21 protein-coding genes are annotated in these 20,695 nt (G+C 72.0%); 8 read left to right on the forward strand and 13 right to left on the reverse strand.

Going from position 1 to position 20,695, the window contains the following annotated elements; translation table 11 throughout:
* Positions 1 to 21 precede the first annotated feature (21 nt).
* From ACQEVZ_RS41370 to ACQEVZ_RS41380, 3 genes are all read left to right on the forward strand, one after another.
* Positions 22 to 801 carry a hypothetical protein gene (locus ACQEVZ_RS41370; protein ID WP_433377877.1) on the forward strand — a complete coding sequence of 260 codons (780 nt, stop codon included), beginning with the start codon at positions 22 to 24 and terminating at the stop codon, positions 799 to 801.
* 48 nt (positions 802 to 849) lie between these two features.
* The gene (locus ACQEVZ_RS41375; protein WP_433377880.1) at positions 850 to 1,248 is read left to right on the forward strand and encodes a VOC family protein; all 399 of its coding nucleotides are present in this window, start codon (positions 850 to 852) and stop codon (positions 1,246 to 1,248) included.
* A gap of 66 nt (positions 1,249 to 1,314) precedes the next feature.
* Positions 1,315 to 2,901, forward strand: a complete 1,587-nt coding sequence (locus ACQEVZ_RS41380) for a methyl-accepting chemotaxis protein (protein ID WP_433377883.1) — start codon at positions 1,315 to 1,317, stop codon at positions 2,899 to 2,901.
* A gap of 119 nt (positions 2,902 to 3,020) precedes the next feature.
* Here the strand turns inward: ACQEVZ_RS41380 and ACQEVZ_RS41385 are convergent, their stop codons facing one another.
* Genes ACQEVZ_RS41385 through ACQEVZ_RS41400 form a run of 4 tightly spaced genes read right to left on the reverse strand, consistent with a single transcriptional unit; the run spans position 3,021 to position 5,985 of the window.
* Positions 3,021 to 3,896 (reverse strand): phosphotransferase family protein, encoded by an 876-nt coding sequence (locus ACQEVZ_RS41385; protein WP_433377886.1) that lies wholly within the window; start codon positions 3,894 to 3,896, stop codon positions 3,021 to 3,023.
* Between the two features lie 10 nt (positions 3,897 to 3,906).
* The gene (locus ACQEVZ_RS41390) at positions 3,907 to 4,449 is read right to left on the reverse strand and encodes a hypothetical protein (protein WP_433377888.1); all 543 of its coding nucleotides are present in this window, start codon (positions 4,447 to 4,449) and stop codon (positions 3,907 to 3,909) included.
* 7 nt (positions 4,450 to 4,456) lie between these two features.
* Positions 4,457 to 5,023: a dihydrofolate reductase family protein gene (locus ACQEVZ_RS41395; protein WP_433377891.1), complete on the reverse strand. Its 567-nt coding sequence runs from the start codon at positions 5,021 to 5,023 to the stop codon at positions 4,457 to 4,459.
* Between the two features lie 53 nt (positions 5,024 to 5,076).
* Positions 5,077 to 5,985: a sigma-70 family RNA polymerase sigma factor gene (locus ACQEVZ_RS41400; protein WP_433377894.1), complete on the reverse strand. Its 909-nt coding sequence runs from the start codon at positions 5,983 to 5,985 to the stop codon at positions 5,077 to 5,079.
* A 42-nt stretch (positions 5,986 to 6,027) separates the two neighbouring features.
* Between ACQEVZ_RS41400 and ACQEVZ_RS41405 the strand changes: the two genes are divergently transcribed.
* Both ACQEVZ_RS41405 and ACQEVZ_RS41410 read left to right on the forward strand, forming a co-directional pair.
* Positions 6,028 to 6,405 (forward strand): phosphoglycerate mutase family protein, encoded by a 378-nt coding sequence (locus ACQEVZ_RS41405; protein ID WP_433377897.1) that lies wholly within the window; start codon positions 6,028 to 6,030, stop codon positions 6,403 to 6,405.
* Positions 6,405 to 6,647 (forward strand): histidine phosphatase family protein, encoded by a 243-nt coding sequence (locus ACQEVZ_RS41410; RefSeq protein ID WP_433386026.1) that lies wholly within the window; start codon positions 6,405 to 6,407, stop codon positions 6,645 to 6,647. The genes ACQEVZ_RS41405 and ACQEVZ_RS41410 overlap by 1 nt, the downstream gene beginning before the upstream one ends.
* 56 nt (positions 6,648 to 6,703) lie before the next feature.
* Here the strand turns inward: ACQEVZ_RS41410 and ACQEVZ_RS41415 are convergent, their stop codons facing one another.
* The 5 genes from ACQEVZ_RS41415 to ACQEVZ_RS41435 form a co-directional block, all read right to left on the reverse strand.
* Entirely contained in the window at positions 6,704 to 8,143 is a 1,440-nt protein-coding gene (locus ACQEVZ_RS41415; protein WP_433377900.1) for an MATE family efflux transporter, read from the reverse strand.
* A 164-nt stretch (positions 8,144 to 8,307) separates the two neighbouring features.
* Positions 8,308 to 8,748 carry a MarR family winged helix-turn-helix transcriptional regulator gene (locus ACQEVZ_RS41420; RefSeq protein WP_433377903.1) on the reverse strand — a complete coding sequence of 147 codons (441 nt, stop codon included), beginning with the start codon at positions 8,746 to 8,748 and terminating at the stop codon, positions 8,308 to 8,310.
* A gap of 95 nt (positions 8,749 to 8,843) precedes the next feature.
* Complete coding sequence (locus tag ACQEVZ_RS41425; RefSeq protein ID WP_433377906.1) at positions 8,844 to 10,250, reverse strand: hypothetical protein; 1,407 nt, start codon at positions 10,248 to 10,250, stop codon at positions 8,844 to 8,846.
* 58 nt (positions 10,251 to 10,308) lie between these two features.
* On the reverse strand, positions 10,309 to 13,440 hold the full coding sequence (locus ACQEVZ_RS41430; protein ID WP_433377909.1) for a glycosyl hydrolase family 95 catalytic domain-containing protein: 3,132 nt from the start codon (positions 13,438 to 13,440) through the stop codon (positions 10,309 to 10,311).
* A gap of 169 nt (positions 13,441 to 13,609) precedes the next feature.
* Positions 13,610 to 14,041, reverse strand: a complete 432-nt coding sequence (locus ACQEVZ_RS41435) for a MarR family winged helix-turn-helix transcriptional regulator (RefSeq protein ID WP_344507655.1) — start codon at positions 14,039 to 14,041, stop codon at positions 13,610 to 13,612.
* A 140-nt stretch (positions 14,042 to 14,181) separates the two neighbouring features.
* On the opposite strand from ACQEVZ_RS41435, the gene ACQEVZ_RS41440 reads away from it, so the two are divergent.
* Entirely contained in the window at positions 14,182 to 14,997 is an 816-nt protein-coding gene (locus ACQEVZ_RS41440; RefSeq protein WP_433377913.1) for a hypothetical protein, read from the forward strand.
* Positions 14,998 to 15,058: 61 nt separating this feature from the next.
* Here the strand turns inward: ACQEVZ_RS41440 and ACQEVZ_RS41445 are convergent, their stop codons facing one another.
* From ACQEVZ_RS41445 to ACQEVZ_RS41455, 3 genes are all read right to left on the reverse strand, one after another.
* Complete coding sequence (locus ACQEVZ_RS41445; protein ID WP_344507659.1) at positions 15,059 to 15,541, reverse strand: SRPBCC domain-containing protein; 483 nt, start codon at positions 15,539 to 15,541, stop codon at positions 15,059 to 15,061.
* On the reverse strand, positions 15,538 to 15,864 hold the full coding sequence (locus ACQEVZ_RS41450) for an ArsR/SmtB family transcription factor (protein ID WP_344507661.1): 327 nt from the start codon (positions 15,862 to 15,864) through the stop codon (positions 15,538 to 15,540). Before ACQEVZ_RS41450 ends, ACQEVZ_RS41445 begins: the two co-directional genes overlap by 4 nt.
* Positions 15,865 to 16,201: 337 nt before the next feature.
* Positions 16,202 to 16,567 (reverse strand): hypothetical protein, encoded by a 366-nt coding sequence (locus ACQEVZ_RS41455; protein ID WP_433377918.1) that lies wholly within the window; start codon positions 16,565 to 16,567, stop codon positions 16,202 to 16,204.
* A 27-nt stretch (positions 16,568 to 16,594) separates the two neighbouring features.
* On the opposite strand from ACQEVZ_RS41455, the gene ACQEVZ_RS41460 reads away from it, so the two are divergent.
* The gene (locus tag ACQEVZ_RS41460; RefSeq protein WP_433377921.1) at positions 16,595 to 18,814 is read left to right on the forward strand and encodes a bifunctional polysaccharide deacetylase/glycosyltransferase family 2 protein; all 2,220 of its coding nucleotides are present in this window, start codon (positions 16,595 to 16,597) and stop codon (positions 18,812 to 18,814) included.
* Between the two features lie 42 nt (positions 18,815 to 18,856).
* Complete coding sequence (locus ACQEVZ_RS41465; RefSeq protein ID WP_354890425.1) at positions 18,857 to 19,414, forward strand: GNAT family N-acetyltransferase; 558 nt, start codon at positions 18,857 to 18,859, stop codon at positions 19,412 to 19,414.
* Positions 19,415 to 19,782: 368 nt separating this feature from the next.
* Here the strand turns inward: ACQEVZ_RS41465 and ACQEVZ_RS41470 are convergent, their stop codons facing one another.
* On the reverse strand, positions 19,783 to 20,415 hold the full coding sequence (locus ACQEVZ_RS41470) for a response regulator transcription factor (RefSeq protein WP_344507669.1): 633 nt from the start codon (positions 20,413 to 20,415) through the stop codon (positions 19,783 to 19,785).
* Positions 20,416 to 20,695 lie beyond the last annotated feature (280 nt).

Here is a 20,695-nt window from a genome sequence, read left to right on the forward strand (position 1 = left end):
CGCGTTCGGGGGTCGCGCCTGATGCCGTACCGTCACCGGGCGTACATCGCCGTCGTCGTGCTGCTTGCCGCCGTCCTGGTGTGGGTGGCGCCGCGGACGTCGCAGGGAAGCGCCCGCGCCGACGTGCTGGACGTGCTGTTCGTCGGCAACAGCCTGCTCGGCTCGTTCACCGCCGCCACCGGCGAGGACACGCCCGCGCTGGTCCGGCGGCTCGCCTCGTCCGCCGGCCGTACCGCCGCCGTCACCGAAGTGATCCACTCCGGCTACACGCTGCGGCAGACCTGGGACGGCGGCCTCGTCGCGCGGGCGCTCGGCGGCGGCAGGCGCTACGACGTCATCGTCCTGCAGGAGTACAGCACGCTCGTCGCCACGAACCTGCCCGCGGCGAAAGGCACCCTGCTCAGCCTGTACGCACCGACCTTCCGCCGCACCCTGAAGCCCGGCGGCCGGGTCGTGCTGTTCAAGAACTGGGCCCTGGTCGACCCCGCCCCGTTCCCGTCCCGCGCCGCGGCCAAGACGGCGATCGACACCAACTACGCGGCCCTGTCAGCCGCCCTGCCCACCCCGAACGTCGTTGCCCCGATCGCCGACGCGTTCGAGACACTGATCGCCACCCACGGCGCCCCGTTCCTCATCGACCCCGACGGCAAGCACCCCAACGACACCGCCCGCTACCTGGACGCCGTCACCCTCTACGGCATCGTCTTCCGCGACTCACCCCGCGACCTCGCCGACCTGTACCTGCCCGCCCCGGTCGCCGCCGAACTCCGCTCCGTCGCCGCCACCGCGCTCGGCTACTGAGCCGCCGCACTCCCCGACGCCGGCGCCGTGGGCGTGAGAAGGTGGGGTATGCCGTTGGGTGCGTACCCTGTCAGGACGTCGGTCGCCGTGTCGGACATCGAGCGGGCGGTGGCGTTCTACGAGGGCAGGCTGGGGCTGCGGGCGGTGTGGTCCGGGCCCAGTGCGCACATCGCAGGCGGCAGCCGGGTCTACGAGTCCGGGGGCGGGCCGGCGTTGAACGTGTACCAGTCGGTCACCGCCGGGCAGACGTCGGCGACCCTCGCCACCTGGTACGTCGACGACATCGACCAGGTCGTCGACGAGCTCGTCGCGGCCGGTGTCGAGCTCAGCCGCTACGAGCAGTACGAGCAGGACGCCAAGGGGATCACCGCGCGGGCCGGCGGCGGGAGGATCGCCTGGTTCCGGGACCCGGACGGCAACACCTTCGCCGTCGAGGCGGACGCCTGACCCTTCGCGCGGCAACGCTCAAGCCGGGCGCCGCGCGGCCGATGGGCGATGCAGGGGGTGTTTGGGATGGTTCGGAACCTTCCGATCGCCGGGAAGCTGGCGTCGACGGTGGCCGTGGTGTGCGTGCTGCTCGTCGCGGTGGGGATGCTCGGGGTCAGCCAGCTCGGCGCCGCCCAGGACCGGCTGCGCGGCATGTACAGCGACAATCTGCAGGACATCGCCGACCTCGACGCCGTCGCGCTGCACTTCCTGATGGTGCAGAACCACGTCGCGAACCTGGCGATGGTCACCTCCGACGCCGACCGGCAGGCCGCGCTCGCCTCGATCGACGAGGCCAACGCCTCGCTGGACAAGGCGTGGGACGAGTTCAAGGTGCTGCCGGCGGCGGGTGACCCGGCCGACCACACCCGGTTCGAGGAGGCCCTCTCCGGCTACCGCGCGGTGCTCGAGCAGGAGGTGCTGCCGCTGGCGAAGGTGGCCGACGCGGACCTGGAGCAGATCACCGCGCTGCGCAAGACGAAGGCCGACCCGCTCCTCGCGGCCGGCCAGCAGGCGCTGGACCGGCTCGACGCGGCCGTCGACGCCAAGGCCCGGGACACCCTCGCGACGTCGCAGCGCGCGTACGACCGGTCGCGGGCACTCATCGCCGGGATGATCGTGGCGGCGGTGCTGCTGGCCGCGGCCCTCGTGTGGGCGATCAGCCGGATGATCGCCAGGCCGTTGCGCGCCACGGTCGGCGTCCTGGAGTCGATGGCCGAGGGCGACCTCGGCGGCCGGCTCGACGTGGCCGGCCGGGACGAAGTCGGCCGGATGGGCGCCGCGCTCAACCGTGGCCTCGAGCGCCTCGGCGAGTCGCTGCGCGGGGTGGACGAGCTCGTCGGGCGGGTCTCCTCCGCGTCGGAGCGGCTCAGCCAGGCCGCCGGCGGCATGAGCGGCAGCGCCGAGCGGTCGGCGGTCGAGGCCCGGGCCGCGTCCCGCGAGACGGACCAGATCAGCCAGGACATCGGTTCGGTCGCCACGGGCTCCGAGGAGATCGGCGCCTCGATCCGGGAGATCGCCCGTAGCACCTCCGACGCGGCCGGGACCGCCGACCGGGCCGTCCGGGACGCCGCCGAGGCCGCGGGCGTGCTGCACCGCCTGGGCCAGTCGTCCGGGGAGATCGAGACCGTGGTCAAGCTCATCACGTCGATCGCGGAGCAGACCAACCTGCTCGCCCTGAACGCGACCATCGAGGCGGCGCGGGCCGGCGACGCGGGCAAGGGCTTCGCCGTCGTCGCCACCGAGGTGAAGGACCTGGCCCAGGAGACGGCCCGGGCCACCGAGGACATCGCCCAGCGGGTGGCGGCGATCCAGCGCGACTCGACCGCCGCGGTCACCGCCATCGAGCAGATCAGTGGCGTCATCACCACCATCCGCGATGCCCAGACGAGCATCGCGGCGGCGGTCGAGGAGCAGTCTGCGACGACGAACGAGATGAACCGCACGGTGAGCCAGGTCGCCGGCCGCGCCCACCAGATCAACGCCAACGTCACCAGCGTGGCCACCGTCGCCGACGAGACCACCGGCGTCGCCCAGGGCACGGCGGACACGGCCGCGGAGCTCAACGGCATCGCCGGCGACCTGCGCCGCACGGTGTCCGTCTTCAGGTATTGACCAACGTCACGGCAAGCCGATCCGCCGACCAACGTCACAGCAAGCCGATCCGCCGACCAGCGGCACAGCAAGCCGATCCGCCGACCGGCGTCACAGCAAGCCACATCCGCCGACCGGCGTCACAGCTGGGCGATCGCGGCCCGGAGGAACGCGTCGCGTCGCGACGTCGCATGCGGGCTGTAGAGCGCCGTCGGCGTGTTGAGGGCGGCCACGGCGTCCCAGTACGGGACGTCGGCGGTGCGCGTCCCGGCGGCGCGTTCCCAGCCCTCCAGGACAAGCCGGGGCGCGTCGTCGTCGTACAGGATGGCGACCTGTTTGCGCAGCTCGCCGAGGTCGACGCCAGGAGAGCCGGCGCCGGCGGTCTTCCAGTCGATCAGCGCCCGCACCGCGGAACCCACGACGATCGTGTTGCCGGGCCAGACGTCGCCGTGGACGAAGACCGCCGGCCCACCGGGTGCCGGGAGCGCCCGCACCACGGCATCGGCCCGCAGCAGCAGCGGCGTCGCCGGCATCCGGCCCGCCCGGCGGTCGGCCGCGAAGTCGTCGACCGCGATCGGCCGCGGCCGCGACGGCAGCCGCGGCAGCGGGTCCAGGGCGACGGCGTGCACCCGGGCGAGCGCGGCGCCCGCCGCCCGGAGCAGCTCGGCGGAGCACGCGGCGGGCCAGGTGCTCGTCCCGGCCACGACGGTCTCCAAGGTCCGCGGCGCGGGACCGTCCAGTGACGCCGCGAGCAGCCGGGGCGCCGGCAGGCCGTGCCGCTCCGCGACGGTCAGCGCCGCCGCGTTCGTCGCGATCTGCTCGGCGGTGATCCGGCTGCTCGGGCACCGCAGCACCAGCGCGGACGCCGGTGCCACATCGATCCACCAGGGGCTCTCGCCACCGTGCAGCGACCGCACGGCCCGGATCGCCTGACGACCGTCCAGCTGCGCCTCGACCCAGGCGAGGAGTTCATACCCGCACCGGACAACTCTGATCCGGCAGCGGGGAGCTGTCAACCTCGGCCGGTCAGACGCAGACCCAGCAGTACAGGCGCTCGCCGCGGCCGAGTGCCTCGCGCGCGAGGATCGCCAGCTCGCCCAGGAAGACCGTCAGCGGCTCCACGTCGCCGTCGCCGCCGAGCTCCTCCGTCCGCGCCCAGGCCGCGGCGGCCCGCGCCAGGTCGTCGGGGGAGCACCGGGCCAGGGCCTGCTGCAGCTCGTCGGTCACGGTCACCACCATCCGCTCGCCGTCGTCGGCCGACGCGATGTCGGCGCCGGCGCGCGGGCCTTCGACGATGTCGTCGTAGGCGATCCCGGTGATCAGCTCCTCCAGGGTCGCCAGGGTGACGATCGGGTCGAGGCCCTTCACCTCCAGGACCTGGAACCCGTGCTCGCCCCAGCGGACCCGCGGGGTCCGCAGCTCCTGGAGGGCGGCCATGTCCCCGGCGCGGACCCGGTCCATCAGCCCCGGCACGGCGGGCAGCGGACCGCCCGGGCCGGCGGGCAGGTCGAGGACCGTGGCCGCCCGCTCGTCCGACCCGGCGGCGAAGTAGTCGTACATGACGCCCATCGGGCGATCATGCCAAGGCGGTCCCCGGCCGGGCATACCGGGTGAGGACCGCGGCGCCGACCTGCTCGACCGACACGGTCTCCAGGTAGGTGGGCGGGCCGTCGGAGGGGAAGAGCCGCCGGCCGGTGCCGAGCACGGTCGGGAAGGTCAGCAGCCGGTACTCGTCGACCAGGTCCGCCGCCATCAGCGTGTGCACGACGCTCAGGCTCCCGGTGACGACGATGTCCCGCTGCTCCTGCTTGACGGCGGCGACGAGGTCGCCTTCCAGGACCCGCGAGTTGGGCCAGGCGGTGGTGTCTTCGAGGGTACTGGTGGCGACCAGCTTCGGCACGGCGTTCATCCGCTGGGAGAACGGGTCGTCGCGCTTGGGCCAGAGCGTGGAGAACAGCTGCCACGTGGTGCGGCCGAGCAGCATGACCCCGTCGTCCAGCAGCGGCCCGAGGCGGAACTTGTCGCCGGCGACGGACGCGGGGCCGTGCCGGAACGCCCAGCCGCCCGTCGGGGTGCCGCCGGACCCGTCCGGGTCGGACACGATCCCGTCGAGGGTGATGAACTCGATGACGATGACGCTCATGATGGTCCCTTCTGTCGGTGCTCACCCGTACATACCGGCGGCACCGGCGGAACTCATCGCACCTTCGGCAGATCAAACAATTCGAGCACGGTCGGGTCGGCGAACGTGACGTTGTGGGCGACCCGACCGTCGACGACGGTGAGGACCTGCAGCGTGTGCAGGTGGTGTACGCCGTCGGCCTGCGGTGCGTACGCGGCGACCGCCGGCTGGCCGTTGGCGGTCAGCGGCGTCATGACCCAGCCGGTGCCGCGCATCTGGAAGACCCGCTCGATGAACCGCCCGTAGTCCCGGCGCCCGCGGTACCACAGCGGCACCGGCGGCATCTCCAGCACGGCGTCGTCGGTCAGCAGCCGCACCAGCGCGGACACGTCGGCGGCCTCGAACGCCCGGACGTACTGGTCGACGGCCCCGCGGACCTTGGCGTCGTCCGGTTCGGCGACCACGCCGGGGTCGCACGCGGCGACCGCCGCCCGGGCGCGCTGCAGGGCGCTGTTGACCGCCGGCACCGTGGTGTCCAGCTGCTCGGCGACCTCCGCGGCGCTGAACTGCAGGACTTCGCGGAGCACGAGCGCGGCCCGCTGGCGCGCCGACAGGGTCTGCATCGCCGCGATCAGCGCCAGCCGCAGGTCGGTGCGGGCGTCGGCGTCGAACCGCGCGTCGGGAAACGGCTGGAGCCACGGGATGTCGGTCGCGGGCGTGAGCGGCGCGCCGGGGTCGTCGCTCGGCGTGCCCAGCCCCGACGGCAGCGGCCGCCGCGCCCGCCCTTCGAGGGCGGTCAGGCACACGTTCGTGGCGATGCGGAACAGCCACGTCCGCACCGACGCGCGGTCGCTGTCGTACCGGTCGCGCGCGTTCCAGGCCCGCAGCAACGTCTCCTGCACCAGGTCCTCGGCGTCGTGGAACGACCCCAGCATCCGGTAGCAGTACGCGGTCAGCTCACCCCGGTGCAGGTCCAGTTCCACGCCGCCCATCCTGCCGCACGCGCCCGCTGCCATCATGACCGGATGGAAACGCGGCTGCTCCTCGTGCGACACGGCGAGTCGGTGCACAAGACGGCCGGGGTCGTCGGCGGGCCGACCGGCTGCCAGGGCCTGACGGAGGCCGGCCACGGGCAGGCCCGCCGCCTCGCGGAGCGCCTCCGCGAGGAGGTCGCCGGTCCGGTCGCCGTGTACTCGTCGGTGCTGCGCCGGGCCGTGGAGACGGCGGAGCCGATCGCCGCGGCGTTCGCCGCCGTCCCGGAGCAGCACTGCGGGCTGTGCACCTGGCATACGCCGTCCTACGCCGACGGCATGCCGATGCGCGAGTTCCACGCTGTGCACGGGGTGCCCGGCGGTGGCGTGTTCCGCCGTCCCAGGAGGGCAACGAGACGTGGGCCGAGCTGATCGCCCGCACCGGCCGCGCGATCCTGGACATCGCGCACCTGCACCGCGGCGGCACCGCGATCCTGGTCGGCCACGCCGAGACGGTGGAGAGCTCCTTCCACGCCCTCGCCGCCCAGCCGCTCGACCGGGCGTTCGACCTGGCGGTGGCGCCGGCGTCGGTCACCGAGTGGACGACCGGCGGCGACCCGACGGCCTGGCCCGCGCCCCGCTGGACGCTGCACCGCTGCAACGACGTCCGCTGACCTCACGTGGGCGCCGAGGGGCCCCGAGCCGGGAGCCCGGGGCCGCCTGACGATGCTCATGCCGCTTCGAGGGCCTGCTCGGCGCGCTCCGGGCTGCCCTCGGCGAGGCCGCGGTCGATGGCGCGGCGGGAGGCGAGCCACAGCACGACACCGGCGAGCAGGACGGTGACCTCGGTGACGGTGAGGGCCCAGATGATGCCGGGCAGGCCGAACCAGAGGTTGCCGAGCAGCACGACCGGCACGAAGAGGATGCCCTGCGTCATCGACATCACCGTCGCCGCGACGGCCCGGCCGGTCGCCTGGAACAGCGACGTGAGGAGGCCGGTGAAGCCGTTGGCGACCATGGCGACGAGCTGCGCGGTGAGGATCGTGAGGCCGGTGGTGAGGACCGAGCGGTCGGCCACGAACGCGGTGAACACCTGCTCGCGGAGCAGGAACACGATCGCCGAGAAGGTCACCGCGATGCCGCCGACGGTGATCGCGGAGCCGCGCAGCGCGGCGGTGAGATGCTGCCGGTCGCCCTTGCCGTAGGCGTACGCGAGCAGCGGCAGCACCCCGAGCGTCACACCCATGACGAGGAACTCCGGGACCTGCGCGATGCGGACCGCGACGCCCATCGCGGCGAGGGGACCGTCGCCGTAGGCGGCCGCGAGGTTGTTGAGCACCAGCGACGTGACGATCAGGAACGCGGACTGCAGCAGGGTGCCGACGCCCACCCCGAGGACCGGCGCCACGACGGTGCGGGCGAGCGTGAACCAGCGCGGTGCGATGCGCAGGTGCTCGCTGTTGCGGTGCAGCCAGGTCGCGAAGTACGCGATGACGCCGACGTTGGCCAGGCCCATCGCCAGGGCCGCCCCGGCGACGCCCCAGTGCAGGACGAGGATGAACAGCACGTCGAAGGCGAGGTTCGCGACCGTGGACGCGATCAGGCCGGTCATCACCTGCCGGGCGGCGCCTTCCGCCCGCACGAGCTGCTCGAGGCACACGGCGGCGGCGAGGACGGGGACGAACGCGAGCATCACCCCGACGTAGGCCTTCGTCGCCGGGACGGCCGCGGCGTCCGCGCCGAGCAGCGACACGAGCGGGTCCAGCAGGGCCAGGCCGAGCCCGCCGGACACGGCGCCGACGATGACGGAGCCCCAGACCGAGAACGACGCGACGTGCCGGATCCCGCCGGCCTTCGCGGGGTCGTGCTCGGCGGCGCCGAGCAGCCGGGAGACGAGGGCGCCGCCGCCGACGCCGAACACGTTGCCGACCGCCATGACCAGGCCGAGGATCGGTGCGCCGTACGTGAGCGCGGCCAGCAGCGCGGTGTCGTGGAGCATGCCGATGAAGCCGGCGTTGACGAGGTTGTAGACGGCGGTGACGATCATCGCGGCGGCCATCGGCACGCACAGGTGCACGAGGGCGCGGACGATCGGCGCGGTCGACAGGTACCAGCGGTTGGTGCCGGCGGCGTCGGTGGCCACCGGGGATTCGAGGGTCGCGCTGCTCATGGGACCGCTCCTTTCCGGGCAGGCTTGAGCACGCGCCGGCGTCCGCCGGCACGGTGACAGGTTTGTGGGCACGCCGACGGAACCGCCGGCGCGGTGCGGGTTGATCCGCGCGCCGACGGAGCCGTCGACGCGGGTGAGGGGTTGCTGGGTGGCCTACGGCCTGGTCACGACCGCGTGGGTTGCGGCAGCTCCGAGGTGATCTTCGTGAGCAGGGCGTGCAGGGTGGCCCGCTCCGCCTGGTCCAGCGGCGCGAGGATCGTCGCCTCGGCCGCGGCCATCGCGGTGTCGAACCCGGAGATCAGCTCGGTGCCCGCCGCGGTGGCGTAGACGCGCTTGCTGCGCTCGTTGCCGGGCTCCGTCCGGCGCTCGACCAGCTCCCGGCGCTCGAGCCCCTGGAGGAGACTCGTGACGCTCGCGGCACTGGTACGGGTGATCTCGGCGATGTCACGCTGGATCGCGCCGGGGTGCTGGACCAGGTAGCCGAGCACGAAGCTCTGCTCGTGGCTGAGCTCGCGGGCCCGGATCCAGTCCTCGCCGGCCTTCCGCTGCGCCCAACCGATCCAGCGGAGCAGGTCGAGGGTCGTGGTGAGCTTCGGCGCGTCCATGATGAGAACTCTAAAGGTTAGAGGTCTAACAGTCAAGGCTCGAACTAAGCGGGCGGCAGGGGCTCGCGCCGGGCGCGGGCCCCTGCCGGTGCCGGTCAGGGCGTGACGAGGTCGAACCTCTCCCACTGCCCGATCGCGGTGCGGTTGGCGATCAGCGCGGCCGCCCCCGCGTTCTCCGCGCACACGTAGCGGCCGTTGACGTTCGCCCGCAGGCTGAACGAGCCGTCGCCGTTGTTGAGCAGCTGGAACGACTCCCATGCGCCCGCTGTCGCCCGGTTCGCGACCAGCGGCGCGGCGCCCGCGTTCTCGGCGCAGACGAACAGGCCGTTCCCGGCCCGCAGCGCGACGTTGCCACCGCCGAGCGGGACCTGCTCGAACGGCTCCCACGCCGTCGCGCTCGCGATCAGCGTCCCGGTGGCCGCGGTGACGAACCGGCCGTTCGCCCGGGCGCGCAGGCCGATGCCGCCACCCGTACCGGGGACGAAACGATCGACCCAGTACTTGGTACGGGTCAGGTACGCCGTCTCCGCCGCGGTGCCGGTGAGACCGTACGCACCCGAGTAGGTGAGGTACCCGTACCCCGACGGCGGGTTCGACGACGCGGGCTCGATCGACGACCCCTCGTGCCACTCGTTGAACGACGTGATCGACACCCACGACGGCGCGCCGCCCTGGGTGAGGGCGTTGTTCCAGGCCCGGTCGTAGGCGGCGCCGTTGTCGCGGCCCAGCGTCGGCGTCGTGTTGCCCGGCACGGCCCGGTCGTCGATGTAGCCGGGCGCGACCGACGGCGCCCACACCAGGCCGTTCGCGCGGCAGTACGCGTTCGCGTTCGCCCACCCCGGCGCGGTCGCCGCGGCGATCCCGTCGTAGGTGTACATCCCGCCGAAGTGCGCGACCTTGCTCGTGTCGGTCGTCTGCGCGAGGACGATCGACGAGCCCCGCACCTGGTCCAGCGCGGTCCAGTCGGCGATGCGCAGGCTCTCGAACACGTAGTAAGCGCCGCGGTTGCCGTGTGCCGTGTCGCGGTAGAACGCGGCGTGCGACCCGTACCGGGCGATGATGAAGTTGATGTCGGCGACGGTCGAGGCGGCGGTCCGGCCGGAGTACGGCTCCAGGTGCCAGGCGACCTTCAGCCCGTTCCTGGCCGCGGCGTCGAGGATGAGCGGCACCAGGTTGTCCTCGTAGGAGCCCTGCCCCCACCAGCTGGTCACGACGACGCCGATGCCGGCGGCCGCGATCCACGCCATGTGCTGCTCGACGACGGCGGCGTCCCCGGAGTTGTACGCGCCGCGCACCGGGTAGTAGTTCGCGCCGAGATCCTGCGGCGGCGTGTGCCCGCCCTGGTCCCAGTGCCGGTAGGTCCCGTACCACGGGTAGTAGAAGACGTGCACGTTGGGCGCGGGCCCGGCGGCGGCCGAGGCGCCGCGCGGGGCGAGCGGAAGCACGGAGAGGCCCAGCGCCGTGGCGGAGGCGCCGAGCAACCCGCGTCGGGTCAGATGCATGCAGTTGTGTCCCTTCCGGGGAAGCGGGGCGGGCTGGCGGGCCCGCCCCGCTGCGGGGTCAGGAGAGCAGGAACTTCTCCCACGGACCGATCGCGTCACGGTTGGCGATGAGGGCGGCGGCACCGGCGCTCTCCGCGACGACGTACTTGTTGTTGACGGTCGCCTGCAGGCTGACGGTGCCGTCGGCGTTGCGGATCAGGCGGAACGTCTCCCACGAGCCGGCCGACGCGCGGTTGGCGACGAGCGGGTTGGCGCCCGCGTTCTCCGCGCACACGAACTGGCCGTTGACCTTCGCCTTCAGCGCGACGTTGCCGCCGCCGAGGTCGACGACCTCGAACTGCTGCGCCGTCCCGACCGTCGTCGAGTTCGCGATCAACGGGCTGGAGCCGGCGGTCACGTAGCGGCTGTTGACCTGCGCCATCAGCGACTGCCCACCGGCCGGCGGCGTACCGCCGGTGATGATCCGCAGCGCGTCGATCATGCCGACCGAGGTCGTCTTGTTCACGACGCGGATGGTGTGGGTGCCGTTCGTCAGGCCCGTCTTGCTGTACACCACCTGCTGCGCCTGGCGGGCGCCCGCGACGTACAGGTTGACGTTCGTCTGGAGCGTGCCGTCGATGTAGACGTCCATGTTGCCCATGTCGCTGAACCGCTCCGACAGCAGCTCGACGCCCGTGCCCGTGAACGTGTAGCTGGCGGCGGCGCCGACGGTCGTCGAGTGGTGCGTGTCGTCGTTGTAGTCGCCGTACCCGCGGCCGGTCGTGAGGTGCCAGTTCGCGTCGTACGTCAGCGCCGTGTTGTTGACGAGGCCGGGGGTGCCGGCGCCGCCCGTGCCGAGCGTGGACGCGGTGCCCGACAGCGCCTTGACCCCGTTGTTGGCGGTGCCCGACAGCGACGTCGAGCTGTAGGAGGTCAGCGGCTTCGCGGTCCGCTCGACGATGTACACGGTGTTGGCGGCCGTACCGAAGGTGACCTCGCCGGACGTCGTGGTCGCGAGGACCGCGTTGTCGGAGGCGCGCCGCACCCGGATCTCGGCGGTGCCCCACGGGTTCACCACCCGGGCCTGCTTGCCGTAGAGGCTCTTCAGGCCGACGTACTTCGTCTCGTTGCCCTCCCGCTCCGAGCTGACCAGGAACCCGTCCTTCGCCAGCAGCGTGAACCTGCCGACGAAGTTCGTGTCGTTCGGCGCCGCGGGAAACACCCGGATCTTGTCGTTGTACGACTGCAGCAGCGTCTCGTTCATCGCCGCGAGGTGCACGCCGAGGTACTCGAACACGCCGTTGGTGTTGTTGGTCATGCCGTTGGGGTAGTTCTGGTAGCGCTGCAGCATCAGCTTCATGCCCTGCAGCGCCTGGTCGCCGAGGCCGAGCCGGGCGGCCTGCACCGCGTCGTTGGCCCACACGTTGCTGTACGGGTTCGGCCGCGTGTTCCAGCTGTTGAGCGCGGTCTGGAAGTCGGGCGCGCCGATGCCGGTCAGGTCGTAAGGCCAGATCAGCTCCGACGTGACGTTCTCACCGTTGCGCTGCTGCGCGGGTGCCGGCGGGTCGTGCGGCAGCCACGCGCCGTTGCTGGTCTTGTACGGCTCGATGCGGTCCAGCACGTTCTGCCAGCCCGCCCGCAGCCCCGCGTCGAGGCCGAGCTGGTTGCTGACCTGGATCGTGAGCGGGAAGATCAGCCGTACCGCGGCCAGGTCCGTGATCGCGTTCTTCACGTCCCAGTACGTCTCGTGCGCGTTGGACGTCGCCATGTAGTAGCGGCCGGTGCCGGAGTCGTAGCTCAGCTTGGACTGGTAGAACTTCACCACCTCCCGCATGTACGGGTAGGCGGTGTTCTGCAGGTAGCCGGTGTCGTTGGTGTACCGGTACTGCAGGTACATGTTGTAGGCGGCCTCGGTGCCGGTGGAGTAGATGTCGTTGACGTAGTCGCTGTTGATCGTGCCGCGCGCGTTGCCGTCCCAGCCCATCGTCTCCGGCACCCACAGCCCGTCGATCGCGTACCTGGTCTGCGTGTAGGCCTTCAACGCGGCGAGGTTGCGGCTGTACAGGCGGTTCTCGGTGGCGAACAGATCGGCGTGGTTCGAGGCGAGGAACGAGTTGTAGACGTCCCGCTGGTTCCAGAACCAGTACCCGTTGCTCCACTTGGTGCGGTCCTCGGTCGCCCGGAACACGCCGTTGATGAAGTGCATCGGGTAGTTGCCGTACCCACCGGCGGCGATCATGTACGTCGACAGGTAGTAGACGTTCTCCAGGTAGTCGCCCGTACCGGCCGCGCCGGAGTACTGGACGAACGACTTCGCCCAGAACGCGTGCCACCAGTCGCGGTAGTTGTTCAGGTTGGTCAGGTACCCCGTGCTCTTGGCCGCGGCGAGCTGGTTGCGCGCCTGCGTGACGGAGTTGGCGCCGGGGGAGTTGACCCGGCTCGCCGCGGTGAACCAGATCGTGTAGTTCGCCGTCGGCGTGATGTTCAGCCGTACCCGCGTGCCGTTGACGACCTGCGTCGTGTACGCGGCGCCCTCGACCGTCGCCGCGAGGGTGTAGCCGAAGTTGTTCGGGTCGTTCTGGCCGCGGCTGAACCCGGCGGCCGTCGCGTCGGCGAACGTGCTCACCTGCTTCCACGTGTCCAGGTTCGGCACGTCGGCGCTGTTGGTGACGCTCGCCGGGTCCCACATGCTCAGGTCGAGGGTGGTCGTGCCGAGCCCGGTGCGGCCGTCCTCGACGTGCACGCCCATCACCTCGGACCCGGGCACGCCGATGATCGTGACGGTGCGGTTGTTGTCGTACTTCGTGGTCAGCGTGCCGTCGTACAGCGACAGCCGCTGCTGATACGAGCTCGAACCGGCGTCGAGGGCCGGGCTGGTGTTGAGGTTCACCAGGCCCGCCGCGAACGCCGACTGCGGCGACAGGTCCACGCCGGAGACCTGCATCGTGAGCCCGTTGGCGTTCCAGACCATCGCGCCGGTCTTGCCGTTGCCGACGGTGAGCCCGTACAGCGGGTTGGTCTGGGGGCTGTTGTAGACGATGTCGTGCTTGCTCAGGTACGAGCCGTAGTTCACGTCGAGCGCGCCGGTGCCGGGGTTGAACACCTCGTCGGTGGTCGACGCCGTCGCGCTCTGTCCATGGATCATGGTGATGAACGTGCCCATCAAGGCGGTGGCGGCCGCCAGCAGGGCGAGTCGGCGGGGCTTGCCCACAGGAACTCTCCTTCGCATACGTGGAGCGGGAGCCTCGCGCCGTCGAGTCTCGTGTGACAAGCAGTTAACATTGGACGTCTGTCTTCGTCAATGCCCGCCTGGTCTCTACTTCGTCCGAGACTATCCGTGATCTACGGCTTCCCGCTGCCAGATACGTAGGATGACTCCTTCAGTCCGTGGTGCCGAGGGCCTTGCGGAGCAGGGCGGTGAGGCGGTCCTGCTCCTCGGGGCTCAGGTTGGCGATCGCCGCGCGGGCGAAGGCGAACGACTCCTCGAAGCCGGCGTAGAGCGCGTCGCCGTCAGGGGTCCGGACGATCTGCCGGGAGCGGCGGTCGCTCGGGTGGGTCCGGCGCTGGACGAGCGCGCGGCCCTCGAGGCGGGCGATGATCTGGGTGACGTTCGACGCGTCGCAGCCGAGCTCGTCGGCCAGCTCACGCATGCCGCGGGGGTCGGCGAGCCGGCCGAGGACGCAGGCCTGCGCCACGCTCAGGCCGTGCTTCGTCGCGGCGGTCTCGTAGGCGCGGTCATACGCGTCGACGAACTGGAACATCGCCCGCTCGGCGTCGGTCGACGCGGTCACCGGGCCCGACGGAACGGCCACGGGATCAGTCTACCAAAAAGCTTGATTGCCTCAAGTTCTCGTGCTTACGATGATGCTTGATTGCATCAAGTATCTACGTCGGAGGCAGGCATGGGCGTGGCAGCACGGGAGTGGCACCTGGCACGGCTGGAGGGGGCGCGATGAGCCGCACGGTGCTGGTGACCGGCGCCAGGGGCAAGACCGGGCGGGAGGTGGTCGCCCGGCTGCGGCGGCGGCCCGGGCTGGTCGTCCGGGAAGGGTCGTCGCAGCCGGGCGCGGCGGTCCCGTTCTCCTGGGGCGATCCGGGCACCTGGCCGGACGCCGTGAAGGACGTGGACGCGGTGTACCTGATGCGGCCGGACGTGCCGGAGGCGCCCGAGCACGTGGCCGGGCTCATCGACCTCAACCCGGCCGCCCATGTCGTGCTGCTGTCGGAGCAGGGCGCCGGCTCGCTGGCCGCCGGACACTGGGCCCGGCGGGTCGAGGACGCCGTCACCGGCCGCGCCGCCGGCTGGACCGTGCTGCGGCCGTCCTGGTTCCACCAGGTCCTGACCGACCCGCGCTTCTACCGCGACGACATCCGCGCCGGCCGGGTGTTCCGGCTGCCGTCCGGCGGCGCGCCGATCGCCTGGGTCGACGCGCGGGACATCGCGGCGGTCGCCGTCGCCGTCCTGCTGTCGCCGCTCGACCATCACGGGCGGGAGTACACGATCACCGGTCCCGCCGCGTTGCCGGTACGGGCGGTCGCGGCCGAACTGTCCGCACACCTCGGCGTGGCCGTCCGCGCCGACGACCCGCCGGCCGAGCAGGGCCTCGAGGGCCTGGACCCGTGGCTGCGGGACATCCTCGCCGACCTCTACGACCGCGTCCGGGCGGGCGGCTTCGCCCCGCTGTCGCCCGACGTCGAACGCATCACCGGACGACGCCCGACCTCGATGGGCGAGTTCATCGCCGCGCACCTGGAGGAGTGGCGCTGAGCCTGGCTGGCATGGGCCTGTGGTGACGGCCGGCGCCCCCGTGGCACCGGCCGTCGCGGTGTCAGTCCGTCATGGCGACGCCGGTCTCCAGCAGCGACTTCAGGTCGCTGAGGATCCACGGCCAGCCGCCGCCCGCGCCCACGTCCTCCAGCTCGCCGGCGAGCATCTCCGCCAGACCCGCCTCGTCGCCGATCTCGTGCGTGACGGTCAGCGAGGTGACGCCGTCCTTGCCTTCCTTCAGCTCGTACGTGAGGCGGGTGAAGCCCTCCGGCACGTGGTTCGGGTCCATCAGCATCCTCCACGTCTGCACGAGCCGGAACGGCGCTTCCACCTCGACGATCTCGCCGTCGACGCCGAGCTCCGGCGCACCCGCGGCGATCATGCCCTCGTTCGACATCCCCCGGAACGCACCGCCCGGGCGCAGCTCCATGTGGTTGGCGCCGCGGTACCCGTACCGCGACGTCCACTCCGGCGTGGTGATCGCGTCCCAGATCTTCTGCGGGCTCGCCTTGATGTAGACCTTGTATACCTGCGTGCTGCTCATGGTTCGTCGTCCCCTTCGAGGTCGGTCTTCAGCTCCAGCAGTGCAGTCACGTGGTGCTCGGTGTACTTGTCGATCCACCGGTCGTGCACCTGGCGGATCGGGATCGGGTTGAGGAAGTGCAACTTCTCCCTCCCCATCCGGCGGGTCACGACCAGGTCCGCCTCTTCGAGCACCTTCAAGTGCTTCATGACCCCGAAGCGTGACATCTCCAGCTCCGACTCCAGCTCCGTCAGCGTGCGGCCGTCACGCTCAAAGAGCAGGTCAAGCAGGAACCGTCGACTCGGGTCCGCGAGGGCCTTGAAGACGCGGTCGTCGTCATCCACTACTCGAAGTTATGTGACCCAGAGGTCACATGTCAAGCTCGGCGGGCAGACTCCCGTCGCTGGGTGAGTCCGGCGCCGGCGCCGTGGTACCGCCCGGGTGAGACCGCGGGAATCGCCGGGTGAGCGGGATGGGAGATTCGGCGATGCCGTTCGCCGGGGCCGTTCTTCCTGCGATTTCGACGGCCGGCCGCTCCTATGCTGGCGCGGTGTCCGCGAATGCCCCGGCCGACGTCACCACCACCGCTGACGTTTCAGCACCTGTCTTCGTAGATTCCACGGGCCGACGTGGACGGCGGATCCGACTCTTCTTCCACCTGGGCGGCGTGGCGGCACTGGTCTACGCGGCCCTGGTACTGGTCGCCGCGTTCCTGCTCACCGGCCCGCTGGACCTGCTGTCGTTCCCGGCGCCGGGACCATCCGCGTCCGCGACGCCGCCGGTCAGGAAGAGCACGCCCGCGCCCGGCCAGCCCGTCAAGCGGCCCACCGGCGCCGGGACCGCCCGCAGCAGCTCCGCGCCCGCCTCGGCGAGCGCGTCCGTCCGGCCGAGCGGCTCCGTGTCCAGCGCCCCACCGTCCGGGGCGACGACGAGCGGGGCACCCTCCGCCTCACCGCCGACCGCGTCGGGCACGCCGACCGCATCGACGGCGCCGACCACGTCGACCACGCCGCGGCCGAGCGCCTCACCGACCTCCACCCTTGGCATCGCCGTGGTCATCGGTGTGGGCCCGGCGTGACCCGTGTGCGGAAGCGGGTGTCGTTCAGTCGCCTGATCTTCGGTCTGGTCGCGTTCATCGTGCTGGTCGGCGCGCTGCTGGCCGAGGCCTACGCCAACGCCGAGTTCCACCCCGACCACACCGCGAGACCTGGGCAGCACACCAAGGTCCCGGCCGAGGTCATCCATGGCGGCCCGATCATCGACACCCGCAACGGCACGGTGCGCTCCTACCGGCTGCCGGACCGCACCATCGCCCTCATCTTCGACGACGGCCCGGACCCGGAGTGGACGCCGCGGATCGTGGAGGTGCTGCGCCGGCACCACGTCAACGCCACGTTCTTCGTCGTCGGCTCCCAGGTGCTCCGGCACTCGGACATCGTCAGCGAGCTGGCCCGGGACGGCGACGAGATCGGCATCCACACCTTCACGCACCCGCAGCTCGAACGCCTGCCACGGTGGCAGCGGGAGCTGGAGTACTCGCAGACCCAGCTCGCCGTCGTCCACGCCACCGGCATCAAGTCGGCGCTGCTGCGGCTGCCGTACTCCTCCAGCCCCAGCGCCATCGACAACACCGAGTGGCCGCTGATCCGGGAGGCCGGCGGGCTCGGCTACCTGACGATCATGGCCGACGTGGACAGCCGCGACTGGAGCACGCCCGGCGTCGACGCGATCGTCGCCGGCGCGATCCCACCCGGCGACTCGGGCGCGATCGTGCCCATGCACGACGGTGGCGGCGACCGCGCGCAGACCGTCGCGGCGCTGGACAAGTTCATCCCCCTGATGCAGCGGCGCGGCTACACCTTCACCACCGTCTCGCAGGGTCTGGCCCGCACGCTCGCCGGGCAGGCGGTCGTCGAGGCGCCGGCGGGCGCGGTCGACCAGCGGCGCGCCTTCGCCCTGGCCACGGCCGTCGTGCTGGCGGACTGGGTGACGGCCACCCTCCGCGTGCTGTTCCTTGCCGCCGGGCTGCTGACGATCGCCCGCACCGTGGCGCTGTTCCTGCTCGCGGGCCGGCACGCGCGGCGGCGGCGGGCCGCGTCGTGGCGGTGGGGCCCACCGGTGCAGCTGCCGGTCTCGGTGATCGTGCCGGCCTACAACGAGAAGGAGGGGATCGAGGCGGCGGTGCGGTCCCTGGCGGGCGGCGACCATCCCGGCGGGATCGAGGTGGTCGTCGTCGACGACGGCTCGACCGACGACACGGCATCGCTGGTGGAGGCGCTGCGGATCCCCAACGTCAGGGTGGTCCGGATCCCCAACGGTGGCAAGCCCAACGCCCTCAACGTCGGCGTGGCCATGGCGCAGCACGACCTGATCGTCATGGTCGACGGCGACACCGTCTTCGAACCGGACGCGATCCGGCACCTGGTGCAGCCGTTCGCCGACCCTTCGGTCGGCGCGGTCGCCGGCAACGTCAAGGTCGGCAACCGCCGTTCGATCGTGGCCCGGTGGCAGCACATCGAGTACGTCATCGGGTTCAACCTGGACCGCCGCCTGTACGACATCCTGCGCTGCATGCCCACCATCCCGGGCGCGATCGGCGCGTTCCGCCGCGAGGCGCTGCAGGACATCGGCGGGATCAGCCACGACACCCTGGCCGAGGACACCGACGCCACCATGGCGTTGTGCCGCACCGGCTGGCGCGTCGTCTACGAGGAGCGCGCCCGCGCCTGGACCGAGGCCCCCGCCACCCTCCGTCAGCTGTGGCTGCAACGCTACCGTTGGAGCTACGGCACCATGCAGGCGATGTGGAAGCACCGCCGCTCGCTGGTGGACCGCGGACCCTCGGGCCGGTTCGGCCGGATCGGCCTGCCCTTCATCGCGTTCTTCGGCATCGCGCTCCCGCTGCTGGCCCCGCTCATCGACATCCTGCTCGTGTACGGCCTGTGCTTCTCCGGCTGGAAGGCCACCACCGGCGCCTGGCTCGTCATGTTCGCCCTGCAGGTCCTCACCGCAGTCGTCGCCTTCCGCCTCGACAAGGAGAAGCTCCGCGTCCTGTGGGTCCTGCCGCTGCAGCAGATCGTGTACCGCCAGCTCATGTACCTCGTGCTGCTGCAGTCTCTCGGCACGGCCCTCACCGGCGCCCGGCTCCGCTGGCACAAGCTGCACCGGGCAGGCTCCGCCGGCGCGTCCGCCCCGGCACCGTCGGTGCCACCGTTCGTGGCGGTGCCGCCGCAGGCACAGGGCCAGGAACGGGCCACCGCGCAGCTCGCCCGCCACGCGAAGCCTCGCGACTGATCCCGCACGGCGCCGCCGCGTCGGTTCGGGGAGGATCCCGTCATGGCAGAACTCCAGCTCCCCGCGCCCGCGCTCGCCGGGGATGTCGTGCGGCTGCGGGCCTGGCGTGCCGAGGACGTGCCTGGGGTGGTGCGGGCGTTCGAGGATCCGGTGATGCGGCGGTTCTCCTGGCGGGACGAGCCGTTCACGGAGCCCGAGGCGCGGGAGCACCTGGCCGGGCAGGAATGGGCGCGATCGAACGGTGACGCGCTCAGCCTGGCGGTGGTCGAGCCGGGCGACGAACGCGTGCTGCTCGGCGAGGTTTCGCTGCACGAGGTGCGGCCGACGCGGGGGAGCGCGGCGATCGGCTACTGGCTCGCGCCCGCCGGCCGCGGCCGTGGCGCCGCGACGCAGGCGGTCCGGCTGCTGGCCGGGTGGGCGTTCGCGGAGCTGAGGATCGCCCGGCTGGAGCTGACGTGCGGGCCCGACAACACGGCGTCGCAGCGGGTCGCGACCCGGTGCGGGTTCTCCCTCGAGGGTCTGCTGCGCTCCCACATGCCCTTCCGCGGCGGCCGCCGGGACAGCCTCATCTACAGCCTGCTGCCCGGCGAGCTGACCTGACCCAGCTCGCGCGCGACGGAGGTCGTGGTCTGAGGACGACCGGCTCCTGGACGAGGACGCCGAAGGCGAGCGGTCGCGGTCGCCGCCGAGCGGCGTCGTGGAGGCGGTCGTCTTCCACCCCACGTCCGCTGTCGCTGGGCGGGCAGCGCATGCACCCCACGTCCGCTTGTTGCCGGGCGGGCAGCACATGCGGCGCCGCGGTGGCCGGACTCGGCAGCTCGGTGGAGTTGCCGTCGCTGGTCGGCGGGACGTCGGCCGAACCAGCCCGATCCGAACGGCCCGGCGCCGGCTGTTGCGGGGCGCGGGGCCGCCTGTCCACCGCGACCGGACGGCCGGCCGCGGTGGTGGGATCGTCGGTCGGACGTGGTTCAGGTCATGGGGAGGCCCTGGGCGGCGATGGCGGCCTGGACGCGGCTGCGCAGGCCGAGCTTGGCCAGGACCCGACTGACGTGGGTCTTCGCGGTGGCTTCGGCGATCCCGAGGCGGCTGCCGATCTCGGCGTTGGACAGCCCGTCGCCGAGGCAGCGCAGCACATCACGCTCCCGGTCGGTGAGCCCCGATGGGTCGACCGGCGGCGCGGGCGGCCCGGCGAACGTGGCGATGACGCGGCGCGTGACGGCCGGCGCCATGACGCCGTCACCCCGCGCCACGGCCCGGACCGCGGCAAGCAGGTCGGCGGCCTCGGCATCCTTGAGCAGGAACCCGGCGGCCCCGGCCCGCAGCGCGCCGAAGACGTACTCGTCAAGGTCGAACGTGGTCAGAATCAGCACGCCAGAAACCCCGAGCGCAACGATCTCACGCGTCGCGGCGATGCCGTCGAGCCGCGGCATGCGCACGTCGAGGACCACGACATCGGGCCGCAGCGCCGCGGCCATCTCCACCGCCTGCCGCCCGTCGACCGCCTCCCCGACGACGTCGAGATCAGGAGCGGACCCGAGGATGAGCACAAGCCCGGCCCGGACCGCACCCTGATCATCGGCCACGAGCACCCGCGTGGTCACGCCACCACCTCGGCCACGCTCCGACACCGGGCAGCCCCGACGCACTGTCGACGCCGCATGCCTGCCCCAACGTTGTGCTGTCGTTGGTTTGGTTGCGTTTCGGTGTTGTGATGGTCCGAAGCGCTGCCGATCCCACACGAGCGCCCGGTGCGCTCCGGATCGGTCGTTGCGGCGTCTCTGCGGGGTTCCGGTGCCGGGCCGGCCTGACGCGCTGTCGACGCCACGTGACCGCTCGGCCGCGGTGATCCGAGCCGGACGTGCGGCGATTCCGGGCTGCCTG

The organism is Dactylosporangium sp. CA-152071 (assembly GCF_050936335.1).
Classification (GTDB): Bacteria; Actinomycetota; Actinomycetes; order Mycobacteriales; family Micromonosporaceae; genus Dactylosporangium; species Dactylosporangium maewongense.

Excerpts from the sequence above, each read along its gene's own strand:
- ACQEVZ_RS41455 (WP_433377918.1), bottom strand. The coding sequence starts at position 16,567 with ATGCCAAGGGTGGAGGTCGGTGAGGCGCTCGGCCGCGGCGTGGTCGAC.
- ACQEVZ_RS41390 (WP_433377888.1), bottom strand. The coding sequence starts at position 4,449 with ATGGGCGTCATGTACGACTACTTCGCCGCCGGGTCGGACGAGCGGGCG.
- ACQEVZ_RS41395 (WP_433377891.1), bottom strand. The coding sequence starts at position 5,023 with ATGAGCGTCATCGTCATCGAGTTCATCACCCTCGACGGGATCGTGTCC.
- ACQEVZ_RS41370 (WP_433377877.1), top strand. The coding sequence starts at position 22 with ATGCCGTACCGTCACCGGGCGTACATCGCCGTCGTCGTGCTGCTTGCC.
- ACQEVZ_RS41375 (WP_433377880.1), top strand. The coding sequence starts at position 850 with ATGCCGTTGGGTGCGTACCCTGTCAGGACGTCGGTCGCCGTGTCGGAC.
- ACQEVZ_RS41405 (WP_433377897.1), top strand. The coding sequence starts at position 6,028 with ATGGAAACGCGGCTGCTCCTCGTGCGACACGGCGAGTCGGTGCACAAG.
- ACQEVZ_RS41380 (WP_433377883.1), top strand. The coding sequence starts at position 1,315 with ATGGTTCGGAACCTTCCGATCGCCGGGAAGCTGGCGTCGACGGTGGCC.
- ACQEVZ_RS41415 (WP_433377900.1), bottom strand. The coding sequence starts at position 8,143 with ATGAGCAGCGCGACCCTCGAATCCCCGGTGGCCACCGACGCCGCCGGC.
- ACQEVZ_RS41465 (WP_354890425.1), top strand. The coding sequence starts at position 18,857 with ATGGCAGAACTCCAGCTCCCCGCGCCCGCGCTCGCCGGGGATGTCGTG.
- ACQEVZ_RS41425 (WP_433377906.1), bottom strand. The coding sequence starts at position 10,250 with ATGCATCTGACCCGACGCGGGTTGCTCGGCGCCTCCGCCACGGCGCTG.
- ACQEVZ_RS41445 (WP_344507659.1), bottom strand. The coding sequence starts at position 15,541 with ATGAGCAGCACGCAGGTATACAAGGTCTACATCAAGGCGAGCCCGCAG.
- ACQEVZ_RS41420 (WP_433377903.1), bottom strand. The coding sequence starts at position 8,748 with ATGGACGCGCCGAAGCTCACCACGACCCTCGACCTGCTCCGCTGGATC.
- ACQEVZ_RS41440 (WP_433377913.1), top strand. The coding sequence starts at position 14,182 with ATGAGCCGCACGGTGCTGGTGACCGGCGCCAGGGGCAAGACCGGGCGG.